The 25,097-nt window shown below is 56.7% G+C and carries 19 protein-coding genes; 9 read left to right on the forward strand and 10 right to left on the reverse strand.

The window, feature by feature from the left end; translation table 11 throughout:
- Positions 1-101 precede the first annotated feature (101 nt).
- The 7 genes from kaiC (at position 102) to hpsU (ending at position 9,434) form a co-directional block, all read left to right on the forward strand.
- Positions 102-1,616 carry a circadian clock protein KaiC gene (gene kaiC / locus AC2IAX_RS05800; RefSeq protein WP_099532182.1) on the forward strand — a complete coding sequence of 505 codons (1,515 nt, stop codon included), beginning with the start codon at positions 102-104 and terminating at the stop codon, positions 1,614-1,616.
- A gap of 98 nt (positions 1,617-1,714) precedes the next feature.
- Entirely contained in the window at positions 1,715-2,800 is a 1,086-nt protein-coding gene (locus AC2IAX_RS05805; RefSeq protein WP_494389733.1) for a S1 family peptidase, read from the forward strand.
- Positions 2,801-2,948: 148 nt separating this feature from the next.
- Positions 2,949-4,703 carry an iron uptake porin gene (locus AC2IAX_RS05810; RefSeq protein WP_494389734.1) on the forward strand — a complete coding sequence of 585 codons (1,755 nt, stop codon included), beginning with the start codon at positions 2,949-2,951 and terminating at the stop codon, positions 4,701-4,703.
- 490 nt (positions 4,704-5,193) lie between these two features.
- A complete protein-coding gene (locus AC2IAX_RS05815; protein ID WP_494389735.1) occupies positions 5,194-6,399 on the forward strand; it encodes a glycosyltransferase in 1,206 nt (401 codons plus the stop codon).
- Between the two features lie 182 nt (positions 6,400-6,581).
- Positions 6,582-7,664 (forward strand): glycosyltransferase family 2 protein, encoded by a 1,083-nt coding sequence (locus AC2IAX_RS05820; protein WP_494389736.1) that lies wholly within the window; start codon positions 6,582-6,584, stop codon positions 7,662-7,664.
- Between the two features lie 128 nt (positions 7,665-7,792).
- Positions 7,793-8,758, forward strand: a complete 966-nt coding sequence (locus tag AC2IAX_RS05825) for a glycosyltransferase family 2 protein (protein ID WP_494389737.1) — start codon at positions 7,793-7,795, stop codon at positions 8,756-8,758.
- Positions 8,759-8,768: 10 nt separating this feature from the next.
- Positions 8,769-9,434, forward strand: a complete 666-nt coding sequence (gene hpsU / locus AC2IAX_RS05830; RefSeq protein WP_494389738.1) for a hormogonium polysaccharide biosynthesis acetyltransferase HpsU — start codon at positions 8,769-8,771, stop codon at positions 9,432-9,434.
- A gap of 78 nt (positions 9,435-9,512) precedes the next feature.
- Here hpsU and AC2IAX_RS05835 read toward each other — a convergent pair whose 3' ends face one another.
- From AC2IAX_RS05835 to trxA, 9 genes are all read right to left on the reverse strand, one after another.
- Entirely contained in the window at positions 9,513-10,625 is a 1,113-nt protein-coding gene (locus AC2IAX_RS05835; protein ID WP_494389739.1) for an N-acetyltransferase DgcN family protein, read from the reverse strand.
- 113 nt (positions 10,626-10,738) lie between these two features.
- Entirely contained in the window at positions 10,739-10,978 is a 240-nt protein-coding gene (locus AC2IAX_RS05840; RefSeq protein ID WP_099532175.1) for a Nif11-like leader peptide family natural product precursor, read from the reverse strand.
- A gap of 83 nt (positions 10,979-11,061) precedes the next feature.
- The gene (locus AC2IAX_RS05845; protein WP_494390294.1) at positions 11,062-11,538 is read right to left on the reverse strand and encodes a pentapeptide repeat-containing protein; all 477 of its coding nucleotides are present in this window, start codon (positions 11,536-11,538) and stop codon (positions 11,062-11,064) included.
- A gap of 687 nt (positions 11,539-12,225) precedes the next feature.
- Positions 12,226-13,101: a PP2C family protein-serine/threonine phosphatase gene (locus tag AC2IAX_RS05850; RefSeq protein WP_494389740.1), complete on the reverse strand. Its 876-nt coding sequence runs from the start codon at positions 13,099-13,101 to the stop codon at positions 12,226-12,228.
- A gap of 152 nt (positions 13,102-13,253) precedes the next feature.
- A complete protein-coding gene (locus AC2IAX_RS05855; protein ID WP_494390295.1) occupies positions 13,254-15,038 on the reverse strand; it encodes an ABC1 kinase family protein in 1,785 nt (594 codons plus the stop codon).
- Positions 14,965-15,285 carry a DUF6825 family protein gene (locus AC2IAX_RS05860; RefSeq protein WP_494389741.1) on the reverse strand — a complete coding sequence of 107 codons (321 nt, stop codon included), beginning with the start codon at positions 15,283-15,285 and terminating at the stop codon, positions 14,965-14,967. The genes AC2IAX_RS05855 and AC2IAX_RS05860 overlap by 74 nt, the downstream gene beginning before the upstream one ends.
- A 266-nt stretch (positions 15,286-15,551) precedes the next feature.
- Complete coding sequence (locus AC2IAX_RS05865; protein ID WP_494389742.1) at positions 15,552-16,388, reverse strand: hypothetical protein; 837 nt, start codon at positions 16,386-16,388, stop codon at positions 15,552-15,554.
- A 129-nt stretch (positions 16,389-16,517) separates the two neighbouring features.
- Complete coding sequence (locus AC2IAX_RS05870; RefSeq protein WP_494389743.1) at positions 16,518-19,328, reverse strand: CBS domain-containing protein; 2,811 nt, start codon at positions 19,326-19,328, stop codon at positions 16,518-16,520.
- A gap of 55 nt (positions 19,329-19,383) precedes the next feature.
- The gene (trxA, locus tag AC2IAX_RS05875) at positions 19,384-19,704 is read right to left on the reverse strand and encodes a thioredoxin (protein WP_494389744.1); all 321 of its coding nucleotides are present in this window, start codon (positions 19,702-19,704) and stop codon (positions 19,384-19,386) included.
- Between the two features lie 757 nt (positions 19,705-20,461).
- Here trxA and AC2IAX_RS05880 point away from each other — a divergent pair.
- Complete coding sequence (locus AC2IAX_RS05880) at positions 20,462-21,709, forward strand: competence/damage-inducible protein A (protein ID WP_494389745.1); 1,248 nt, start codon at positions 20,462-20,464, stop codon at positions 21,707-21,709.
- 25 nt (positions 21,710-21,734) lie between these two features.
- Here the strand turns inward: AC2IAX_RS05880 and AC2IAX_RS05885 are convergent, their stop codons facing one another.
- Positions 21,735-22,424 carry a metal-binding protein gene (locus tag AC2IAX_RS05885; RefSeq protein ID WP_494389746.1) on the reverse strand — a complete coding sequence of 230 codons (690 nt, stop codon included), beginning with the start codon at positions 22,422-22,424 and terminating at the stop codon, positions 21,735-21,737.
- Between the two features lie 694 nt (positions 22,425-23,118).
- On the opposite strand from AC2IAX_RS05885, the gene AC2IAX_RS05890 reads away from it, so the two are divergent.
- Entirely contained in the window at positions 23,119-25,086 is a 1,968-nt protein-coding gene (locus AC2IAX_RS05890; protein WP_494389747.1) for a sensor histidine kinase, read from the forward strand.
- Positions 25,087-25,097 lie beyond the last annotated feature (11 nt).

Genomic DNA, 25,097 nt, shown 5'->3' on the forward strand with positions numbered 1-25,097 from the left:
CCATTTCCAGTCCCTGGCATTTCCCTGACATTCGATGGTTGGATGACGGGCTACTCCGATAGCGTTGATTCCTTAGGAAACAGATATAAACAGATATCACTATGACCGGTGTTCAAAAAATTCGGACGATGATTGAGGGCTTTGACGACATTAGCCATGGCGGGCTACCTGTCGGCCGAGCAACACTCGTAAGCGGAACATCTGGTACTGGGAAAACGCTAATTGCGATCCAGTTTCTTTATAACGGAATTGTTTATTTTGATGAGCCGGGCATCTTTGTCACCTTTGAGGAATCGCCCGCTGATATTATTAAAAACGCGGGCAGCTTTGGTTGGAATTTGCAACAGTTGGTAGATTCAGGAAAGCTGTTCATTTTGGATGCTTCCCCGGATCCGGAAGGACAAGATATTGTTGGCAATTTTGACCTATCGGCCCTGATTGAGCGCATTCAATACGCCATTCGGAAATACAAGGCCAAGCGAGTTTCGATCGACTCAATCACCGCTGTTTTTCAGCAATATGACGCGGCTTCGGTGGTGCGTCGGGAGATCTTCCGATTGGTGGCCCGCCTGAAGCAAGTGGGCGTGACCACCATCATGACCACGGAGCGGGAACGGGAATATGGCCCCGTGGCTCGGTTTGGGGTTGAGGAATTTGTGTCGGATAACGTGGCGATCGTCCGTAACGTGCTGGAGGGTGAACGCCGTCGCCGGACAATCGAAATCCTGAAGCTACGGGGCACAACCCACATGAAGGGAGAATATCCCTTCACCATCACCAACCAAGGAATCAGCATTTTCCCGCTGGGAGCCATGCGCCTCACTCAGCGATCGTCCAATGCTCGGGTATCGTCCGGGGTGCTCACCCTCGACTCCATGTGTGGCGGCGGCTTCTTCAAGGATTCGATTATTTTGGCCACGGGCGCAACCGGTACGGGCAAAACCCTGTTGGTCAGTAAATTCATTGAGGACGCTTGCCAAAATGGCGAACGCGCCATCCTCTTTGCCTACGAAGAATCGCGGGCCCAACTCTCTCGAAATGCCTATTCCTGGGGCATTGACTTTGAGGACTTGGAAAGCCGTGGGTTGCTCAAAATTCTCTGCGCCTATCCGGAGTCAGCGGGCTTGGAAGATCACTTGCAGATCATCAAGTCTGAGATTGCTGAGTTTAAACCCTCACGCATCGCGATCGACTCCCTTTCGGCCCTGGCACGAGGGGTCAGCAACAACGCTTTCCGCCAATTCGTGATTGGGGTGACGGGGTTTGCCAAGCAAGAAGAAATTACCGGTTTCTTCACAAACACCACCGACCAGTTCATGGGATCCCATGCCATCACCGATTCCCATATTTCCACCATCACCGACACCATTTTGATGTTGCAGTATGTGGAAATTCGTGGGGAAATGTGCCGAGCCATTAACGTGTTCAAAATGCGAGGATCGGAACACGATAAGGGCATTCGCGAATACACCATTAGTCGCAATGGCCCGGAAATTCGCGACTCGTTCCGCAACTACGAAAAAATCATCAGCGGTTCCCCTTCGCGGGTCAGCGTGGACGAAAAAACGGAACTGTCGCGAATTATGCGCGGGGTTCAGGAAAAGTCCACGGACTAAGCAATTCAGGAATAAATTCAGCAACCCGAAACTTTTTGCCAGACTCCTGACTCCTGTAGCCTAGGGGGGAAAGAGGCTCTAGATGATTGAGCCGAATTATGGGCTGCTTTATCACATCACTGTTTGTCACGCTGACCCAAGGACGGCGATGGTTTCACCATCGCTGTGTTCGCTGGTGGTTGTGGGTAGGGGCGGCGATGATTGTGGCGACGATCCCCGCTTGGGCCGTGCAGGCGCTGACGCTGGATCAGGTGGATGCGATCGCCTCGCAAGTCACGGTGGTAATTGCCCAGGGGCTGCAAAAGGGCGACATTGAACAGCGCCAGGAATGGAATCCGGGGTCTGGGGTGCTGGTGGCTCGGGAGGGGCAAACCTACTACGCCCTAACGGCGCTGCATGTGGTGCGGACGCGGGGCACGGTCTATGGGGTGCGCACCAGCGATGGTGAGGTGCATTTCATTGATGACGAAAGCGATCCGAGCAATATCATTCCCCTGGGCAATGAACAGGATGAAATGGGTTCCGCGATCACGGGAATGGATTTGGCCCTGGTGCGTTTCACCAGCAATCTGGATTATCCCGTGGCAGTGATGGGCAATTCCCGGCGGATGGGGCGGGGCGATCGGGTGGTGGTGTCTGGCTGGCCCAATCCCGAGGACGACAGCGCCCGCCGTGAACGGATTTCTAGCTCAGGGGCTTTGGTGGCCATTTCCCCCAATCCCTTAAGTGATGGGGGCTACAGCGTGCTCTACGACAACCTAACTCGGCGGGGGATGAGCGGCGGCCCGGTGCTGAATGGGGATGGGGAGTTGGTGGGCATTCACGGCCGCGGTCGGGGTGACTCCAATGGTTGCAACCAAGGTTTGCTGGGGGTTGATGCTTCGGGGAATGATTTGGGGCGATCGCTCGGTCAGGCCTTGGAAGGAAACACCGATGCAAGCTGTGGAATGCAAACGGTGCATTTTTTGAGTGCGGCGGAGGCGGCCCGCATCCTATTGGCCTATGAGGATCCGCCTGTGGATGAGCAGTTAATTGCACGCGGTTTGGCCCAAAAGCCCAAGGCAGACACGGTGGAGGATATCTACGCAGCGTTTACCTTTGACGTGCGATCGCTCCTGCGCGATCAACCTTCGGGGGGGTGTGGCAGCGTGTTGTTGGGTGATCCTTGCGATCGGCCTTTCTAGGCGCAACTTCCGCGCGAAATCGTCCTGAGGGAATGGGCATGTGATAGTTTCGATCCGAAATCCATAACCCGAGCGCCAGCCCCTGCGGTTGGTTAGGGATTGAAGCAAGGGCGATCTGCCTGTGGTGTGCAAAGGGAGTCTGGGCAGGATGACGGCAGCAGCATTAGAAACCGATTCAGAAACCGATTCAGAAACCAAGGCGGCAACGGCCATTCCGCAGCCCAAAATGCATCAACCCCCGATCGGGGCCATCACCGCTTCAGGGCGATCGCGGCGGGTGGACGGGAGCCGGTGGGCCGGTGGGTTCCGATCAAGGGCCATGGTGCGATCGGTTTTGGGATCCCTATTGGGAGCGCTGGTGGGGCTGCTGGCAGGAACCAGCGGAGTTGTGGCCCAAACTTTGGAAATGGTCGAACCTGCGGGGACTGACCCGATCGACCCCGAAACCGCGATCCCCGCCCAAGCCCAGGTCACCTCCGTTTCTGCCCTCAGCGATGTGCAGCCCACCGATTGGGCATTCCAGGCTCTGCAATCCCTGGTGGAGCGCTATGGCTGTTTGGCGGGCTATCCCGACGGACTGTTTCGGGGCGATCGGCCCCTGGGCCGGTTTGAGTTTGCCGCCGGTTTAGCCGCTTGCCTGGAGGCGATCCAAACGCAGCTCGATCGCGCCACCGATGCCGCAGTTCAACGGGACGACCTGGCCGCCCTGAGCCGCCTACAAACGGAATTTCGATCGGAACTGGAACAGCTCACGGGACGAGTCAACCGCCTGGAAGCCACCACCGCCCGCTTGGAAAGTCAGCGCTTTAGCCCCACCCTGTTGATGGGGGGCGAAACGATTTTCGGTTTGTCGGCGGCCGCGGGTGACAATCCGCCCGGTGATAACGAAAATCCCGCCACCTTTGCCCACTTGACCCGCTTGCAATTCGTCACCTCCTTCACGGGGAAGGATCGGCTGCGGTTGCAACTGGCCACGGGCAACCTGGGCAACAACGGCTATGCCAGTCGCCAATCTTTGGGCACGGACATGGCCCGCCTCTCGTTCCAAACGGATTTGGACAACAACATTCAGTTAGACCTGTTGGATTATCGATTTGCGGCCTGGGGCGATCGGGTGGTTTTGACCCTGCGGCCCGTCGGCTTTGACCTCAGCAGCGTCCTCACGGCCAACTCGCCCTTTTTTGACACCGGCCGCGGGGCCATTTCTCGGTTCGCCGAAGGCAGCCCCCTGTTTAAGCTGGCGGCCCTGGATGGGGGCGTGGGGGCAGATTGGCTGCTATGGGAGCGGGGGCGGCTGCAATTTGCCTATGGCGCGGGCAACAGCGCCCGATCGGATCAGGGCATCTTTGGGAGCGATCGCAGCGCTTGGGGGGTGCAACTGCTGACCAAACCGGCGGCCACTTTGCTGACGGGCATCGCCTACATCAATGCCTATGACGATCGGGGCTATCTCAACACCTTCACCGGCAGCCTCAACGCCGACCTGTCCGGCAAGCTCGATTCCCCGGCCCAAATCCACGGTCTCAGCGGCACATTGCAATGGCGGTTATCGGAAGCCCTCACCCTGGCGGCCTGGGGAGGCTGGGTTTGGACCAATTACATCGATCGGGAAGCCACGGCCCTGTCCAACACCTATGCGGTGTCCTTGGCCTGGTCAGATCCCTTTGGCCGCGAGGGCGATCTTTGGGCCTTTTTGGTGGGTCAGCCCCTGCGCTTGGTGAAAGGCACGGGCGATGTGGAAGATGATTCGGGCCAGGGAATGCACCTGGAAACCTTCTATCGGTTTAAGGTGGGCGATCGAATTTCCATCACACCCGGTGTTTTTGTGGTCACCCAAGCAGAGCATGAGGCCGATCGCGGGGCGATCGTGGTGGGAACTATCCGCACCACATTTCGATTCTGATTATTTAAGTCGTCTTGTAAATCATCTTGAGCAGGCCCGTTCAAGCATCACCTCAGAACCGGGCAACCGCCCAGCCTTCGGTTACGGGCCTGCGTATAGGTATGCAAATTAACCGGATTCCGACTGAAAAACCCTGGGTAAATTGATAGGGGACAGTTGAGATCGGCAGATTCATTCAGGTGCAATCCCGATTCAGTTTCCCTAGCACAGGCCCACAGAACCACAAACAACACCAGTAGCAGTGGCAGTCCCGAGCGGAATCGGAGACATTGGAAATGCAGACTACCGTTAACAGGTTCAGTGACCGGGGCTACCCATCCAGTTCCGTCGTTTAGCTGTGCATTCTCAGTCGTGCATTCTCAGTCATGCATGATTTAAGCCACACCATGAGGTGAGGCGTGCATTGTGGGGCCATGCATTGTTTCGTTCTGAATTAGCGATGCAATTGAGTGATCGAGTCGTGAGTAGGATTCTGGGTGGTTGATTCGTCATGCAGCACGTTCCATCAAAACCCATTTCGGCTAAGCCACGGTCTCGATCGGCGCGGGGCAGTCAGTGGGATGCATTCGTTTTTCTTGAGGTGTTCGACAACGAGGGCGGCATCCAAACCTATAACCAAAATTTGTTGACAGCCTACGCCTGTGTGGCGGAACCGAACCGTCGCGGCCGGGTCTGGATTCTGCGCGATCGCCCCATGGCTAAACCCCCGATCGGGGAAGGGCGCTTGGAATTTAACTGTTTTGGTGGGGCCAAGTCCCGGGCGATCGGGCGGTTGCAAATGCTGGCCAGCCTGGCCTGGAGCCTGTGGATTGCGCCACCGCGCCAGGTGTTTTGTGGCCACATCAATCTTGTTCAGGCGATCGCTTGGATTTGCCAGGTGCGACGCATTCCCTACACGGTACTGACCCACGGCAAGGAAGTTTGGGATCCCCTCTCGCCCCCAGCCCGCCGGGCCTTGCAGCGGGCCGATGCCCTCTGGATTGTTAGTCGCTATTCCCGCGATCGCGCCAGTCAGGCCAATCAGCTCAATCCCGATCGGGTGGATCTGATGCCCTGTCCGGTGGATGGCACGGTGTTTCGGCCAGGGCCCAAACCGCCGGAACTGTTGGCGCAGTATGGCTTGGCCGATTGCAAAGTGCTGATGACCGTGGCGCGGCTCTGGCCGGGCGATCGCTATAAAGGAGTGGATGTGACCATTCGGGCCCTGCCGCTGATTGCCCGAGCCGTGCCCAACGTGAAATATCTGGTGATTGGTCGCGGCGAAGATCGCCCCCGTTTGGAGGCCCTGGCCTGTGAGATGGGAGTGGGCGATCGGGTTGTGTTTGCGGGGTTTGTGGCCACGGAAGCCCTGCCGGACTTCTATCGAGCCGCCGACCTCTACGTCATGCCCTCCCAAGAGGGATTTGGCATTGCCTACCTGGAAGCCATGGCCACGGGCGTACCGGTCATTTCCGGTGATGACGACGGTTCCGCCGACCCCTTGCAGGATGGTCGATTAGGGTGGCGTGTGCCCCACCGGGATTCGGAAGCTGTGGCCCGCGCCGCCATTGCTGCCTTGACGACCAGGGGCGATCGCCGTTGTGATGGGGCATGGCTGCGGCAAGAGGCCCTTGGACTGTTTGGGGTGGATGCCTTTCGCGATCGCCTGCACCAGCTCCTGAACCGCAGCCCACAACGCGGCCCTCGAAAACCCTAGGTTCAGGGAATCCTCGAACCCTCGGTCTCGCAATTTTCGATCGCCCAATTTTCAATCTCGCAATCCCTCAATCGCTCAATTTCAATCGCCCAATCTCTCGATTTTCGCCCCCTGGATTCGCCCAATTTTTCGATCTTCAAGCCCTCGATTTCCCCAATCTTTCGATTCCCCAATGTTGTGTTATGGGCGCTTTATCCCCGGAACCTCTCCCCACTGAGTCGCCAGCTTCAGAAACCCCAACTCCAGCCAGCCAAACTCCAAACTCAGTAACCCCAGACTCACCCACTCCAAACGCCCAAACTTCGGAGTTCCCAGGCCCAGAAACCAACGCGCGGGAACCCCTAATTTCTGCGATCATTTGCACCCACAATCGAGCGGAATATCTGGGCGGGGCGATCGATAGCCTCCTGAGCCAAGATTGCGGGGCAACCATCCCCTACGAAATTGTGGTGGTGGACAATGCTTCCACCGATCGCACACGGGAAGTGGTGGAAGCGCGCCTGATTCACCCCCGTTTGCGCTATGTGTATGAGTCGATCACAGGCTTGTCTGTGGCCCGCAATGCCGGAGCCAAAGCCGCCCGCAGTCATTTGCTCGCCTATTTGGACGACGACGCAGAAGCCAGCCCCCAATGGTTACGGATGCTCTACGAGGCATTTGCCCAGAACGATCGCCTGGCCATTGCTGGGGGGCGCGTTACCCTGCTGTGGCCCCCGGGGCGATCGCGCCCGCGCTGGCTTTCCGATGGCATGACTGAACCCTTGGGAGCCTATGACTTGGGCGAGCAACCGGTCATCATTCACAATCCGGGACAAACACCGCGCGGCTTGAATTATGCAATTCGCCGGTCTTTTCTCGATCGGGTGGGCGGTTTTGACCCCAGCCTAGGGCGCGTGGGGAAAAAATTGCTGTCGAACGAAGAACTAATGATGACCGAGCGGGCGATCGAACTGAACTGGCAGGTGGGCTACATTCCCGCCGCCCATGCCGCCCACAACGTTGCCCCAGAGCGATTGAATCCCCGATGGTTTTTAAATCGCGCCTGGTGGCAAGGCATCAGTGAGTGCTATCGCGAGCAACTGGCTGGACGGGCGGGCTTGCGCCAGTTTGGCTTGGCGGGCGATCGGTTCCTGCGGGGCCTTTGGAAAGCCCTCCGCCACTGGCGGGATCCTGCCATTCGTTTTGACAACCTGGTCTATGCCTATGGTCAGTTGGGCTACCTGTGGGCCATCCTCCGCGCCCTCATGGGTCGTCGGGCATTATAGGCTTGGCCCTCGTGATCATCGTCGATGTCCCCGTTCCCAATTACCCCTAGAATTCGCTCGATTCGGCTTCGTTTTTCGCTAAATTGCCCCTGTTTCTGCCATCCGCTGCTGTCTCACCCCCCTTCAGCATGACCATTCATCCGCAACAAATCACCAGCAACACGGTTCCCGTTTCCGTGCTCATTCCGGCCAAAAATGAAGAGGCCAACCTGCCCGCCTGTCTCGAAAGCGTGGCTCGGGCCGACGAAATTTTTGTGGTGGATTCCCACAGCGACGATCGCAGCGTTGAAATTTGCGAAAGCTACGGCGCAACCGTCGTGCAATTTCAGTTCAACGGCCGTTGGCCCAAAAAGAAAAATTGGTCGCTGGAAAATCTGCCCTTTCGGAATGAATGGGTTTTGATTGTGGATTGTGATGAGCGAATTACCCCGGAGCTGTGGGATGAAATTGCTGAGGCGATCGCCCGTCCCGGTTTCGCAGGCTACTATCTCAACCGCCGCGTCTTTTTCCTAGGGAAATGGATTCGCTATGGGGGTAAATATCCCGATTGGAATCTGCGCTTGTTTAAGCATCAATCGGGTCGCTACGAAAACCTGGGAACCGAAGAAATTCGCAATACGGGAGACAACGAGGTTCATGAGCATGTTCTGATCAACCCAAGCCAGGGCCAAGTGGGCTATCTCAAGGAAGACATGTTGCATATTGACTTCCGGGATATCTATCAATGGCTAGCGCGCCACAATCGCTATTCCAATTGGGAAGCCCAAGTCTATTTAAATCTATTAGAAGGGCGCGGCAAAGACGGAACCTTGAAGGGCAATCTGTTTGGAAATGCTGTGGAACGGAAGCGGGCCCTGAAGCGGCTGTGGGTGCGGTTGCCCATGAAACCCTTCATTCGGTTTGTGCTGTTTTATATTATTCGGCTGGGATTTTTGGATGGTTATCCCGGTTATGTGTATGGTCGGTTGCTGAGTCAGTATGAGTTTCAAATTGGGGTTAAGCTCTACGAATTGCGCAAGTCGGGCGGGCAGTTGAACCAACAGCAACAACCCAAATCCAGTCCCCGATCGGCTTCGTCGTCAATCCATTCCTAAAGCGTCGCCTATGACTGTGCCCCATGATTTTGAGCGAGTAACCCAATCCTATACCCACCACGATCGGGTGAACCCTGTGGTGACCGATGAGCCAGCTTGGTTTGATCTCAGTCGCTATGATCAATCCTGGTTCGATCGGGGGCGGCCCGGCTGGTTTATTTTGTTGTGGTGGTTCATTCAAGGCACTTTGTTTCCCCTCTCTCCCCACCCGGCCAATGGGTTTCGCTGTTGGTTATTGCGCTGTTTTGGGGCAAAGATTGGTAAGCGAGTGGTGATTCGATCGAGCGCTCGATTTACCTATCCTTGGAAAGTGCAAATTGGTGATTGGTCTTGGGTTGGAGATCATGTCACGTTTTACAGTCTTGATCGCATTGAAGTGGGTTCCCACTGCGTCATTTCCCAAGGCAGTTATCTTTGTACCGGCAGTCATGATATTCGCGATCGAGCCTTTGGGTTGTTAGTAGAACCGGTGGTGATTGGTAATGGCACTTGGGTTGCGACGGATTGTTTTGTGGCTCCCGGCGTGAGCATTGGTGCAAACAGCATCATCGGCGCAAGAAGCACGGTACTGATGAATATTCCCGCTCGCTCGATCGCTTGGGGAAACCCTTGCAAACCTCAACGATCGCGATCGCTCGATCGAGATCAGTCATCCTCCACAATTTCATCCCCATAGACCCTGATTAGCACTGATAATTGGCGCTGATTAGCACCAATTATTAGCACTGATTAATCAATATCAATCGACACCCAATTACCCAGCGAATTGAGTTTGTTGATCAAACGAACCAACGCCGATCGAAGTCAGCAATAATTCTGCCCCGTAACGCACCGGATCCGTGCAGGGGCGATCGGTCAAGGCCGCCACCCGATCGCACTCGGCCCTTGCTTCCGTGTCTGACAGGTGAGCCGTGTTCAGGGCGATCGCTGCCACGGGCGCTGCTGCATAGGTTCCGGCCGCTCGTGCCACTGCTTCGTAAAGGGCCACCACGTCCGGCAATGGCGGAATCGGGCAATGGGGCAAATCTCGCAAATGAATTTGACCAGCCCGATGCACCAAAATCAAATGGGTGGGCTGCGATCCCCGCAGCAACGGCAAGGTGGCTGTGGATCCTGGATGCAGCAACGATCCTTGGCCCTCGATCGCCAACAAATCCTGATCTCCTAATCCCTCTGGCCCCACATCCTGGGCAACTTGGAGCAGGGCCCGCTCCACTGCCCCCGCCGCAAAATCCACCCGCACCGCATCCAGGGCCACCCCTTGTCCGGCAATCATCAGCCCCGCCTGGCCCGTACCCACAAAATGCGCTTGTCGGCCCTGGCGGTGGGCCGCTCGGCAGAGTTCCAGAGTGGTGGACATCTTCCCGATCGCCATATCTGTGCCCACGGCCAACACCCGCCCCCCCGGCAGCAACCGCGCCAACCCCGACCCGATCGTCAGGCCCGTTGGTTCCACCCGCACATCCCAAATCCACTGCCCCGGCTGTTGGCAAGCCACCCAATCGGGCGCTTGACTGAGGGGGCGATGCAGGCCATTCACCAGGGAAACCCCCACCCGCAGCGCCTCCTTCAGTTCCGTTTCCCACTCCGCCGGCAAAATTCCCCCCGAAGGCGCAATCCCAATCAGCAAGGTATCGACCCCCAGGGCGATCGCCTCCTGCGCACTGGCCACCACGGGAACCGGGCGATCGATCCCCGTTAGGGCAACCAGGCTAGCACCGGCCGCATCGCGATCGATCACCGCCACCACCTCCGCCGCGCTATAGCGCAAGAAGGCGAGACCCGTTTTGCCCCGTGGACCTCGCAGTCCCTCATGCAACAAAACCCCTACCCGTCGCCCCGCCAAGCGCGGATTCAGAAAGTCCATCGATTCTCTCAACTACGGATGCTTGGGCTGATTTACTGAACTAGTTTGCTGGATTTGCTGGCTGAATCGGCATGTTCAGTTCGCTGAATTTGGGCTGCAACTTAGGTCGATCGCTAGCGTTCAATCCAGGGCACAGTGCGCAACCATTCCCACACGCCCGTATGTCTTCGCTGGGTCACATTTTGGCTATGTTCTGCAACGGCCATTTTCAAATCCTCAGGACTAAATTCATAGCCCAACCGACAGGCCACATCGGCAAATTCTTGGGGCGTTTTCACAGACTTGAAATATTGTCGGATCTGTTCGCTCTGGGCAGCAGCAATTAAGAAGCGATCGGCATTATCGATAGACATAACTCAGCACCGAAAAGACACCAAAATGGATGACCCTGGAGGTTCCTGGAAAGCACCCTTGGGAAACACTCAAGAGAAATACCTTAGGGACAAAGCAACGTGTCGCGCGTGGCCCGGCCCGTCACCGGGTTCACCCCATCCGCCACCGCACAAAGCTTGTCTAGGGTGTCCGATCGCAACAACACATCGGTAAAGTCCGCTCCCGTAATTTTGACACCGGGAATATTAATGCTGGCGGCGAAGGCTCCTTCTAACACCGCGTTGGTCAAATCTGCATTGACTAACCGGGCTGAATCAAGGGTGGAATTTCGTAAGTTTGCACCGCTCAAATTTGCTGATTCTAAGTTTGCGGCAAAGAAGCGAACTCCTTCAAGATTAGCGTTATGAAAATTTGCTTCCCGCAGATTAGCTTTGGTGAAATCATCATCTCGCAGATCCTGATTGGAAAAGTCTGCACCCACCAACGAGAAGCGGTTGTAATTTTCTGCCCAAGCTGGTTCCGCCCATCCACACCAACCAGCTAGAAAGATTAGCCCCAACCCAAACACCAGCAGCGGCATCACAACCCATCGCCGCCAAGGATGACGAATTAAATGGTTGCTCAACTCGATCGCGCTGACTCGATCAGGGTAAGCATCAAGATTTTTAGGCTGAGTTCTGTCGGCTTGCGTCATTTGCACAGGAATTTTTAACATCACTGAAAACTCCCAAGTTCAATCTCTATGTACAAGATTCTGCTTTTCATGAATCACTCACAGTTACCAAGATCAAGGGTTTCAAGCATTAATCTCGAATCGGAGATTTGAGCTATGAAATACCAACCTAGATTTGGTTTGCACTGTGCAGGCAGCTTCTAGGAGATTATCAAACCTAGGGATCAGAAACCAAGCTTCAATTAATCGAAGGATTGTGACCCGATCGCCCTCAACATGCCAAGGGAAACTAAAGAGAAACTAAACGGTCTCAATCCCAGGTCAGCGACTCATCGCCACCAATCCTTACTTGAAGACACCCGATCGCTAGGCTGCAAACCGAGGGTGATTCACACAACAGTGACCAGTAACGATCAATAACGATCAATAACGATCGACTCAGAATCAACTCAGGATCATTCACCCAGGCTAATCAATCTGACGGTCATCTATTGAGAGCAATTTACTTGAGAGAAATTCACTTGAGAGCAATTTACTGGAGAGCAATTCACTTGAGAGCAATTCACTCAGGTTCATGAGCCGAAGGTCAGCAACTCAGGGCGATTCACTTAGGGGCGCAAGCTCCGGTGGAAAATCATCATCCGTTGGGAAAGGCAGGGTTTCATCAATCATGCCCTCGGACGGTTCATCGTCCACGGGGCCAAGGGGAATAAACTCCTCTTCTTCGTCTTCTTCAGTGCTTTCGCTGGTCACAAGCACAACGGTGATGTTGTCGCGACCGCCGCGATCTTTGGCGGACTGCACCAAACGCTCCACCAACTGATCGAGCTGGTGGGCCAAAGGCATTTGGCAAAGATGGTGCAAGATTTCGGAGTCGGATAATTCCTCCGTGAGACCGTCACTACAGAGCAGCAGTTGATCCCCCAATCGAAACTCAAGGGGATAAATTTCCACTAGCTCCAGCTCTCGCCGCCCCAGGCATTGCATCAACACATGTCGCCAGGGGTGCGATCGGGCCTGTTCTTGGCTCAGGTCGCCGCTTTCAACGGCCCGGGCCACCCAGGTGTGATCTTTAGTCAGTTGCAGCAGGTGTTGCTCCCGCGATCGATAGAGGCGCGAGTCACCCACATGCACCTGCCACCACTGATCATCGCGATGCATAATCGCCACGATCGTCGTGCCCATTTCGGCCCGTTCCGGATGGCGAACTTGGTCATCCAAAATGGCATCGTTGGCTTTCTCGATCGCCACTTCCAACAGGGCCGGTGAGGAAGCCTCTGAATCCCAAGCTTGCAGGATCACTTGGCTAACCACTTCGATCGCAATGCGGCTAGCTTCCTGTCCGCCCGCGTGGCCGCCCATTCCATCCGCAACGATGAATAACCGACCTTCAGGATCGACAAACAAATTATCTTGATTGACACTTCGCAGCATTCCGCGATCGGTCAATCCCGAGGCTCGAAACTTCATGGGCGAACGGGACGGGGGTAGAACAGGGGCAATCAGGATTGGCAGCCAACCGAACGCTGAGCGCGGGTGGCAGCGATCGCGGTCTATCGAGCTTGGTTTGTCATGGGGTGCGTCGGAAAATGAGGGGTATCACCCCTTAAATTCCCAGGACTTTAGAACATCTTCTCATAGCGATCCATCCGCCGCAGCAAGCGCAAGAGGGCGATCGCGGGGAGGAGGCCGATACCACCGGGAATCACTGCAAACCATCCGTATCCTGTGCCCACCAAGATGGCACTACAGAGGGCAAAGCTACCAGTCAGGATTGAGTAGTTGGTGGCCACTTGGGCGTTGCTCAGACGACGCAGTACGCGATCGGTTTCCGTGGCCCGCACTCGCAAGCGCAGATCACCCCGATCGAGCTTTTCGATCGTGTCATCAATGCGACGCGGCAAACCCAAAGCCGTTGAACTCATTTGCGCTGCCTGGCGACCTAACTCGCCCAGCAAGTCTCCGGCAGCCTCCGGTTGATTTCCATTCATCAGTTGCATCGCGTAGGGTTTAGCGACCTCCATAAAATTAAACTCAGGATCTAGGCCCTTGCCTACCCCTTCTAAGGTTGAAAATGCCCGCATCACGAAGGTAAATGTCGCCGGGAACCGAAAAGGCTGGCCGTAGGCGATTTCATACAGATCATCGCTGATGGCGGTCACGGACTGGGTTTCAAAGGGTTTGTCCATGAAGTTGTCCAGCATGTACTGGATCGATCGGCGGACGGGCCCCGTGTCTCCGGTCGGTTGCAGCGCCCCCAGCGAAATCAGGGAGTTCATCACCCGCTCACCATTCTTTTGGGCAATGCCAAAGAAGGTTTCCATCAACCCCGTGCGCACATTGGCATTAATCTGCCCCATCATCCCGAAGTCATAGAAAATCAGCGCCCCATCTGGACTCACCGCCAAGTTGCCCGGGTGGGGATCCGCGTGGAAAAAGCCCCCTTCTAGGATTTGCTCCAGGTAGGCCCTGGCTCCCAACTCGGCCAGGGTCGATCGATCAAGTCCTGCCGCTTCAATCGCCTCATAGTGACTGATTTTGATGCCGGGGACATATTCCAAAACAATCGTCCGAGGTGAGCAATAGCGCCAAAAAACCTTGGGTACACGCACCCAATCCGCATGGCGAAAGTTCCGCCGGAAGCGATCGGCATTGCGTCCTTCGTTTAGATAATCAATTTCCTCGTATAAAATCCGGCAGCATTCTTCGTAAATGCCCAACCAATCCCGACCGGGGCCCCAGCGGGGATGGTTTTGGAAATAGCGAGCAATGCCCTTCAGAATGGCCAAATCAATTTGAAACAGCTTTTTCAGGCCCGGGCGCTGCACCTTCACCACCACTTCTTCGCCCGATCGCAACTGAGCCTTATGAACCTGGCCCAAACTGGCGGCCGCCAAGGGAATGGGGTCAAAGCTTTGGAACAGTTCCTGCACCGGCTTGCCCAAGTCTTGGCGAATGATCGCTTCCACCTGGTCATAGCCAAAGGCCGGTACGCGGTCTTGCAGCTTCGACAGCTCCTCCACATATTCCGCCGGGAACAGGTCAGCGCGCGTCGAAAATAGTTGACCCACTTTGATGAAAGTCGGCCCCAACTGGAGCAGCGTATCGCGCACCCAAACGGCCTGTTGGCGGCGGCGGGCTTTCTGTTTGGCCTCCGTCATGCCTCCGCGATAGCTCCAGGGCTTGGTGTCAATCCAAAGCCACAGCAACCAAAGGGTGACAAAAGTCCAGATATCAATAAAGCGGCGGGGGCGGGAGTACCGCTCGCGGTTCCATCGGTAAGCTTTGCTGTCGTACGTTTTCACCCTCGACTCCGTGCGGTGCGTCTCGACTCTAGCTTGGGTTGGCTTCGCTGCGGTATTGCTTAATCTCTGACCGGAGGCGAGCAATCTCGGCTCGCAGATCATCGAGTTCAGCTTGCACATCGTCGCCACCGGGAGCGCTACTGGTGGCGCGGCCGTTGGTGGCGGCGGCTTCGGCCTGTTGGGCCCTGGCCAGGGCTTCTTCGACGAGTTGGCGTAGGTTTTCCCGCTGTTCGGCATCGAATTTCCCAAGCTCGCTCAACCAATCGGTGGCAGTTCGCTCGATTTGTTCGTTTACCACTTCAGCGATCGCGCGACCAACAAAGAAGGCATGGACAAGCGGGTTACTCATGAAACTCGCGGGTGAAAGTACTTGGAAGGCGATCGGGAATCGGAAGGTCAAGCGCTAGTTGAGAGCTAGGGTGCGCGCATAATCGCTTTTAGGCAGGGCCGGAGCGGGTTACCGCGACCGCTCTGAATTATAGCGTGGTGGTTTTGGGCTGGCAGGTTTGGCATGAGCAGTTTAGGGCTGGCTGGGGATTCGCACCTGCGGCTTAGTCAGGGATCAAGATCAGGGATCAGGATCAAGGGCGCAGAACTGGGGGCCAGGGTATGCCCTTAGGGTGTGCTGCTGCTGTCCGGGGCGGAACCACTGCCAGCACTACCCCCGTTGCTAGCACCGGATGACCCGCCGCTGGCTGGAGCACTGGAACTGCCGCCGCTGGGGCGACGCTCAACGGCGGCTGGTTCGGGGGCAGGGCGGCGCTCCGTGGTCGGGCGGCGCTCTGTGACGGGACGTGGCTCGGGGTTAGCGGGGCGATCGGGCGCGGAGCGGGTTTCCGAGGGAGCTGAGTTGGCGGCCGGCTCTGGGGCGCTGATACCGGACGGAGATCGATCGACCGTTGAACCGCGATCGCCCGAGTTAGATCGATCGGGGCGCTCGATCGCTGGGTTGGCCGTTCCCGAATTGCTACCGGAGGGATCCACCAGCGGTGTGCTGTCAGTCGGTGGCGCGTTGTCGTCAGGATTACCCAAGGGACTGGGACTAGCCAGGGGCACGCGATCGGTGGTGGACTCCGCTGGCTGAGGGCTGTTGCGCACGGGCCGCTCGATCGGGGCAATGCGTTGGCTGCGAATCACCGACGAGCTATCCCGGTGAGGATGGCTGCGAATTTGCTGAAGCACGAGATCGGGAATGCTGGGATCGGCTGGATCCAACTCCTGTTCAGCGGTTTTGGACACCGGCCAACCTTCACGCGGTGGGAAAGACTGCTCTTCTCCCGCCAACCAGTTCAGGATGGGGGGGGACTCGAACCGAATGCCGAAGAGGTTCATTTCGCCAGATCGCACAACGGCCACCGCTCCCGCGCCAAGCATGGAAGCGCAGGCAGCGGTAACCAAAAACAAGGGAGCAATCCAGCGGCTTCGTTGCGGTTGGGGAGAAGAAGGGTTCAAAGCAAACCTCGGGGCATCGGAGAGGGGTGGATGCCGCTTCAACTCTTAAGAATAAGTCAAGAGTTTTTCTTTCGTAAAGATTCGCAATAATTGCGACCCTGGCCCTGGGTTGCGATCGCCCCCGAAGCCTCAGCCCACCGGACTTTGTGGCGGATAGTGGGTTTTCACCCAAGTGATCGCTTCGGTGCGATCGCCCACCAGCCGATCCAAACAAGCCCCTCGCAACTGACCCAAAATTTCTCGAAATTGCTTACCCGGTGCATAGCCCAACTGTTGTAGATCTTTGCCATTCAAAGGGCTGGTCACTTGGCTCAAGCGGGTGAGATAGTGCCAAATTTGTCGCCTTGTCACCCGATCGCTGTGGAGGCTGACCAACAACAGCAGCGGTCGGCTCCAGGATTCCAAGACCCGCACTTGGTCGCTGGGGCGATCGCATCGGGCCAATTCTGCGGGCAAGGTGGTTTCCGCGATCGCCAGTTGTTCCAGCCGTTGAATGCTGGCTTCGGTGAGCTGTAGGCGGCGTGCCACCTCGGCGCGATCGCCCGGGGCCAAGCTGGCCAGCAAGGTTTCCAGCAACAGTTCCCAACGATGGAGACCGGCCACCGCCCGATCGTCCCCCCAAGCCAACACCCCCGCTGCCCAAACCCAGGCCACCCAGCGCACCGCCTGCCGCAGCGATCGGGTCAGTTTCAACGTGGGGTGGATGCAACGCAGGGCCTCCAGGCGATCGAGCAAATCCAGGGCCGGCAACCAAAAATCCGTCTGCAAAATGTATTTCAGCTCGGCCTTCAAACGGGTTTCCAAGGCGGGTTGGCGGCGCTGCCCTCCCAAGGGCGACAGTTGGGCCATGGCATAGCGGATGTAGCGCTCCGTTTGGGTTTCGATCGTGAATTCCAACTTGACCGCAAACCGCACCGCTCGATAGATCCGCGTGGGGTCCTCAATAAAACTGTTGGCATGGAGCACCCGCACCAGTCGATCGCCCAAATCCACCATGCCCCCAAAAAAGTCCAGCACCTCACCGGGATTGGGTTCCGTCAGCCGCACCGCCAACGCATTCACCGTAAAATCGCGCCGATACAAATCCTGTTGAATGGAACTGGCTTCCACCTCCGGATTGGCCGCTGGATAGGGATAAAACTCCGTGCGCGCCGTGGCAATGTCCACCCACAGGGAATCGAATAGCGGATCTCGATGCCACAACAGGGCAGCCGTTTGAAATTGCCCATGGACTTGTAAACGCACCCCGGGATAGTCCTGGGCCAGGGCTTGGGCCAAACTCACAGCGGCTCCGGTGTCTGGCGCGATGGCTTCTGAGGCCTCTGGAGGATTCGCCCGAGGTTGATGGCAACCATCCACCACCAAGTCCAAATCCGACAGGTACAGCGCCTGGGCCGCGTCACTCAGGAGCAAATCGCGCACCCCACCCCCCACCAGGTACAGTTGCCAGCCCCTGGTCTGGGCCAAAGCCGCCGCCCGATCGAGCAGTTGTCGCAAGGGCGGAGTGAGCCGCGACAGCAGGGGGCAAAAATTCCCGATCGCGGCGATCGGGTCTGGGAGGGCAGGGGTGGGCTGTTGCTGTCGATCACGATGGAATCGGCGCAACACATCGGTACGGGTCACAATCCCCACCAGTTGTCCCCGATCGAGCACCGGGAGCCGGCCAATGTCGTAGGTCACCATCAGGGCTTCGATGGCCGCTAGGGTTGTTTCCGGGGTGATGGTTTTGAGCTGGGTGGTCATGTAGCCCTTGACGGGGGCATGGTGAAACCCGTGGTGGAGTGCAATATCCAAATCTCGCCGGGACACAATCCCCACCAACTGCCCACCTCGATCAACCACGGACAGGCCAGAATGGCCATAGCGCAACAAAATTCGCTGGGCTTCGTCGATCGAGGTTTCCGGCAAAATCGTCCGCACGGGTGACGACATCAAATCCCGCGCGATCGGGGGATGGGGTAACTGCGCCGCAAAGGCCGCCATCAGGGATTTCAGCAACATTGCCGCCGGTTCGATCGGTGCTGCTGGCTCTGAATCCCAATGCACCGTGCCCGCCGCCGCCTGGGCATGGCCACCTCCCCAAGGAGCCAACAACGCTCCCCAGTCCGGGCCCACCAACCGCGATCGCCCCACCAACGATAGCCGCCAACCGCGAGGCCCCTCCCGCGTGCCATAGAGCATTCCCAGCAACAAACTATCCGCCCCGATCGTGTCCACCAACCGCGAAGCCACCGTCGAAAGACCCGGTACGTAATGATCCGCCGTCAGCAACACCCAGGTTAAGCGGGCCCCGGCCACCACTTGGGTCTGTTCCGGGTGGCCATGCACCTGGTCGATCGCCTCCGCCAACAGCCGCTGCAACAGGGGCGACAAACTCGGATCCAAATAGGTGGCAATGGCACTGACGCTGGCCCCTTGGGCCATTAACCAAGCCAGGGCCGCCGCATCCCGCGCCGTGGCGGTTTCATAGGTCAAGGATCCAGAATCCACATGGATCCCCAAGGCCATCACCGTTGCCTCGGCCGGTGTGAGGGGCCGCTGCAAATCGCCCGCCCGTTGCAATTGCTCCACCATCAGGGTGGTGGTGGCCCCCACCGCTTCGATTTGTTGTCGGGTGGCGGGAATGTCCCCCACAGACCCCAAGTGATGGTCATAGAGGGCGATCGAGTCCAACTGCGGCAAGTCCAGCCATTCCGCCAACTTCCCCAGGCGATCGCGCTGTTGCGTATCCACCACCACGAGCGATCGAATCCGTTTTGGATCCACCGATCGCCGCTCAATCAAGGGATACTCATCGCGGTGGAGCGCCAAAAACGCCTGCACTCCCGGATGCGCCCCGCCCGCCAGCACAATTTTGGCCCCCGGATGCAGGCAGGCCCAGCCCACCGCCGCGCCTAGGGCATCAAAATCCACCGTCATGTGGCACAACACAAGATCCATCGATCGCAGCCCATCCCGCAACAAACCGTTATTGGTTCGTTGGATATTGTCCCCTTTAACTCAATTTGCGCTCTAGGTGGGCGATGAGATGCTCCGCCTTCATAAACCCTTCGATTCGATCGATCGCCTGGCCGTCCTTAAACAAAATCAGCGTCGGCAGGGCTGTCACCTGGTGTTGAGTTGCCAAATCCGGGTAGCGATCGGCATCAATCTTCACCACTTGCAGGTGATCATGCAGCCGCACACTCACCTCCTCCAACACTGGCGACAACATTTGGCAAGGGCCACACCAAGTGGCATAAAAGTCCACAAGAACGGGTTTTTCAGCTTCCCGAATCATGGCATCAAAACTCGTGAATTCTTTCGATGTCGCCATGGCTCTCCTCCTTAGGCAGGGGTAATTATTTCGAGAAAATCGCAATGATCGCAATGATTCGTGCTCGCAAGTCTCAAGCAAACTCAGCCGATCGTAGCCCCATCTTTTGGCCAAGTTGGTCAAGATCGATCGAGGGATCCTCAATTTCTCATTTAAGATGAAACCGCGAAAAAATCGCGAAAACAGCGGCTTGAAATGGCTTGGAGCCTGAAAATTTCAACGCTACAATGGAACCGATTTGCCCCTATTGATTTAGGGCTAATCAAGCTTAGACTGAGAATTAGTCCTTCACGCGATCCGTTCGCAATCAATTAAGGCGAAAGTTTGAGAGCAACGCCGAGGGCCAAAGCATTTGACCGTCTTGCTTCAATCGTGATCAGGCCCATGATCAGGCAAGGGGTTTAGGGCCTGTCGTCATTATTTCGAGGTGATGCTGAAACAGTTGATCTTCCATGCCCTAGTCGTCGCAACAAGGGGCTTGAGCATCTTGTCCCCCACGATCCGCTAACGGCAGATCTAGGGTTTCGCGCTCAACGACGACAGGCCCTAAACCCCTTGTCCTACCCCTTGTCTCACCAGTTGTTCCATCCCTTGTCCTACCCCTTGTCCCACGATCCGTTAAGGGCAAAATCCGAGATGATGATGATTGACTGATGGGTCTAATCAATTAGGTCTGATCAGTTGGGCTTGATCAGTGTCGCCTTGATGGTTGAATGGTTCGGTGATTCCCGTTTGATCCTGTGCGGAGCTTGGCACAATGACCCCCAGCGCTGAAATTATTTGTGTCGGCACTGAGCTGTTGCTTGGCGACATTCTCAATGGTAATGCTCAGTTTTTGGCACAACAACTGGCGGCATTGGGCATTCCCCACTATTACCAAACGGTGGTTGGCGACAATCCCCAACGACTGCAACGGGCGATCGCCACCGCTTGCCAACGATCGCGCATTTTGCTGTTTACGGGCGGCCTGGGCCCCACGCCCGATGACTTAACCACCGAAACGATCGCCCAGTTTTTTGATGCGCCCCTGGTGGAACATCCGGCCGTCATTGCCGATATTGAACAAAAATTTGCCCAGCGCGGCCGCACCATGGTTCCCAGTAATCGCAAGCAGGCCCTGTTGCCGGCTGGGGCAGCCATTTTGACCAACCGGGTGGGCACGGCTCCGGGCATGATTTGGCAACCGGTTCCGGAGTTGTTGTTGATGACCTTTCCCGGTGTGCCCAGCGAAATGCGCACCATGTGGGCGGAAGTGGCCGTGCCTTACCTGCGAGATCACGGGTGGTCGCGCCAAACGATCGTCTCGCAAACCTTGAAGTTTTGGGGCATTTCCGAATCGGCCCTGGCGGAACGGGTGGCGGACTATTTAGCCAGTCCGGATCCGACGGTGGCCCCCTACGCCAACCGAGGATCGGTGAAGTTGCGGGTGTCGGCCTGTGGGGCAACGGCAACCGAAGCCCTGGCCAAAATTGAGCCGATGGTGGCGCAAATTCGCGATCGGGTGGGGCCCGATTGCTATGGATTGGATGAGGATACGTTGCCGATCGTGGTGGGCCGATCGCTCCAAGATCGAGGCGAAACCCTGGCGGTGGCGGAGTCCTGCACAGGTGGCGGTTTGGGACAGTTGCTGACGGCGGTGGCGGGCAGTTCCGCCTATTTTCTCGGTGGCATCATTGCCTACGACAACCGGATCAAAACAGCCCTGTTGGGGGTTTCGGCGGAAACATTAGATCGCTTCGGAGCCGTCAGCCACGAAACAGCAAAGGAAATGGCGATCGGGGCACGCGATCGGCTCGGCAGCACTTGGGCCATCAGCATCACCGGGGTGGCCGGGCCCGGCGGTGGCAGCGAGGCCAAGCCGGTGGGTCTGGTCTATGCGGGCATTGCTGGCCCCGATGGGGTCACCACCCATGAAATGCGCCTCGGGCTCCAGCGCGATCGGGAATGGATCCGCCACGTCAGCGCCTGCACCGCGTTGGATTTCTTGCGTCGCCGCTGGCTATGAGTTGGATTTCTTGCGTCGCCGCTGGCTATGAGTTTGACCGGTTTTTTGTGCGTTTAGTCTGCTTAGGTTGAGGGTTGCGGGCTTGACCACTGCGCGATCGACGGTTGCGGGCCGGTTTGCGGGATGAGGTTCGAGCACCGGGCGATCGACCTCGGGCTTGGCTGGTCGATCGCTTGGCCCGGCGGGCGCGTCGCTTTTGCCAAGAGCTGAGATGATCCGTCACGATATGCGACAGGGCCCCCACCTCCAGCCCCACAAACCCCGCCACCAAAAACGGGAATTGATCAACCCACAGCCATTGGCCGATCGCCCGGGTTTGGGCCAAGGTGGCCGCCTCAAAGTTGGCATAGCGATCAGCCCCGCCCCACAGGGAAAACCCGATCGCCGCCAATCCCAACATCAGCAACCATCCCATCCCCAGGGCGATCGCCAAATACAACACCCGCAAGGTCGTGCCAATCAGCGGCCCGTGAGACCAGGTGGAGCGGTGGCGAATCAGTTTTTGGTAAGGAATCCAAATGATGCGTAGGGGGCCCCAGCGCTGGAATGGGTGCGATCGAATATCGAGATCTGGGCTGAGCCAGTAGCCGCCCACCACACAGCCGATCGCACTCGCAGCGGCCAGCCCCAGATCCGCCGTCACCCCCAATGCCGCCAAGAACCAAATCCCGGCCGTGTTCATCGTGATTCGATCGTGAACCAATCCGGCAGCCATAGGGGCGGGGCACAAATGCTGATAACGAGAGCAATATCCAAGAAGCTGATCAACCAAAACCAGGCTGATCCACACCAACCATCAAACCAGTTGAAGAGTCGAAACTAGGCCCATCTTGAGCCAGAGGAGGCAGCCCTGGCAAGCGATCGGGCAGCGGAGCACGCTTCTTGCCATTAAACGCGATTAAAACTCAGCACAGAATTACGCTGTGCTTATGAATTCGGCATCTGAAATTTGAAAATTGTAATCAAGTCAATTATTTATTAAAACTTATTCTCAATTAGGATGAAGGTCAGGGTGTCAATCGCTACAGCCGCCAGCGGGTCACTCACTGGCTCTCGGGGCGGTGACCTGATTCGTTGCCCCCAAACCATGGCCCCATCGCCAATTTTTGACCGTTGGCCCCACTACCCCCCACCCGCGATCATCCCCTATCGGGATGGATCCAATCAGCAAGTTTTTGATCGTGAAGAAGTTACCGTCAAGTGCCACGCGCTGGCCAGAGTGTTTCTGGAGGCTGTTCCACCTCCGTCCAACCCCCGCTCCTTCCACCTCGGAGCCAATCGATCGCTGGAGCCATGGGCCCACACCAGCCACCGAATGGTTGACCGTTACTCCAGCCCATCTCCCGTTTCAAAATACCCACCTCAACACCCACCTCAACACCACTCCCTTGACACCCTCTTGCTTAATCATGCCTGTCGCTGCTCGTCGAACCGATCGGCCGGGATCTGCGCCACCCCCACCCCCCGCCCCATCGCTAACGCCTGTTCCCTATCGTCGTTATGGGCCCGTTGCCATTGCCTTGTTGGTGGGAGTGGGACTGTCGGCCTGGGCGGCCAACTGGGCGGCCGATCGGGACTTAGCCCAAGCCCGCGCCCAACTGCAACAGCAAACCCAACAATTGGGTAACAATCTTCGTGATGATTTAGAACAAATTACCCGCACCACCCGCGCCGGGGCCTTGATGTTCGATCGCCGTCGCCCCGCCTCGGCCGCCGAATTTCAATCCATCAGCCAAAACCTCCTGTCCGACGTGGCCAACACGGCCGATACGGCCTGGATTCAGGCCGATCCCCAAACGGGGCCCTATGTTCAATTTCAACTGGGGCAAGGTATCCAGTCCCTTAGCGGTCGGCAATCCGGTCAGCGAACAACAATCCCCCCAGCCCTCAACAGTTGGCTGAAGCGGGCCCAGTCCTTTCAGCGGCCCCTAACGATGATTGTGTCCAATCCAGATCCTCGGCTGCTGACGGTGCAGGGAACCGACCAGGGCTGGTTTGTGACCCAAACGGAAATTACCCGATCGCTCCACCTAACCCGTGGACAGACGGGCGTGTTGGATTTGGATATTTTCCTGTTCGATCGCCCGGTGGATTATTTGCAATCCCAGTTAGCCAACCCCAGTAGCTTCGATCGCATCCTGCCGACTGCCAGTACAGCCCCTTGGACTGTTGGGGCCCAGCAGGCCTTGCGTTGTCCTTGGAAAGGCCCTTGGGACATTTGCACCCAATCCATTAACGTGGGCGATCGGGAAATGTCCCTGCTCGTGTTGCCCCATCAAATTTTTTCGCCCTTTCTATTTCCCAATAGCATCGCAGCCTTTCTCGTGGGACTAAGCCTCACCGCCAGCATTGCCGCCTATCTTTTCAACAATATTCGGCGAGTCGTGGTGCAAGAATCACTCCTTAACCAAGTGATTTACAGCAACCAACAGCTTCAGGAATCTCGCTTGGCCCTGCAAGATCGCACTGAAGATTTAGAAACGGCCCTTCAGGAACTTCAGGAAGCCCAAACACACCTGATTCAAAGCGAAAAATTATCAAGCTTAGGGCAATTGGTGGCCGGAATCGCCCACGAAATCAACAATCCCGTGAGCTTCGTACATGGTAATTTGCATCACGCTTCAGAATATGCCACGGAACTTTTAGAAGCCGTGATTGCTTACCAAGACACCATCGATCGCCACAACCAGCAATATGCCAAAACTCCTCATTTCGTCCCGATCTCCCATCCCGAGACCCTTGATTTAGATTACATTGCCGATGATTTTCCCAAGCTGCTCACCTCCATGCGCGTGGGAACCAATCGCATTCGGGAAATTGTAAAATCCCTCCGAATCTATTCCCACGTCACCACCGAAGCCAAGGAACCGGCCAGCCTTCACGAGTCCATCGATCGGGTGTTGATGATCTTGAGTCATCGAATTCAGGAGCTAAAACCCGATCTCAATATCATTCGCCAAAGCGGCTCTTTACCTGCCGTTGATTGCACCATTGGACAAATTGATCAGGTTTTAATTAACCTGCTGGTCAATGCCATTGATGCGATCGAGGAACGGTGGCAAGCAGCGCCGCCGGCCCAAGAATTGCCCACCATTACCATCACAACCCAAACCCTCAATTTGTCTTGGGTCAAAATCGAAATTACTGACAATGGCATTGGCATGAATGATGCGACTCGTGCCAAATTATTTGACCCGTTCTATACCACCAAGCCCGTTGGCAAAGGCACCGGATTGGGCATGGCGATCGCCTATCAAATTATTGTGGAGCGCCACTACGGCTCGATCGACTGTCGATCGATTCCCCACCACGGCACAACCTTTGAAATTAAATTGCCCATCACCCGAGACATCGCCAGCGCCGCCACTTCTGCCTGATTGATCAGCCA

This window comes from Limnothrix sp. HT2024 (genome assembly GCF_059138625.1).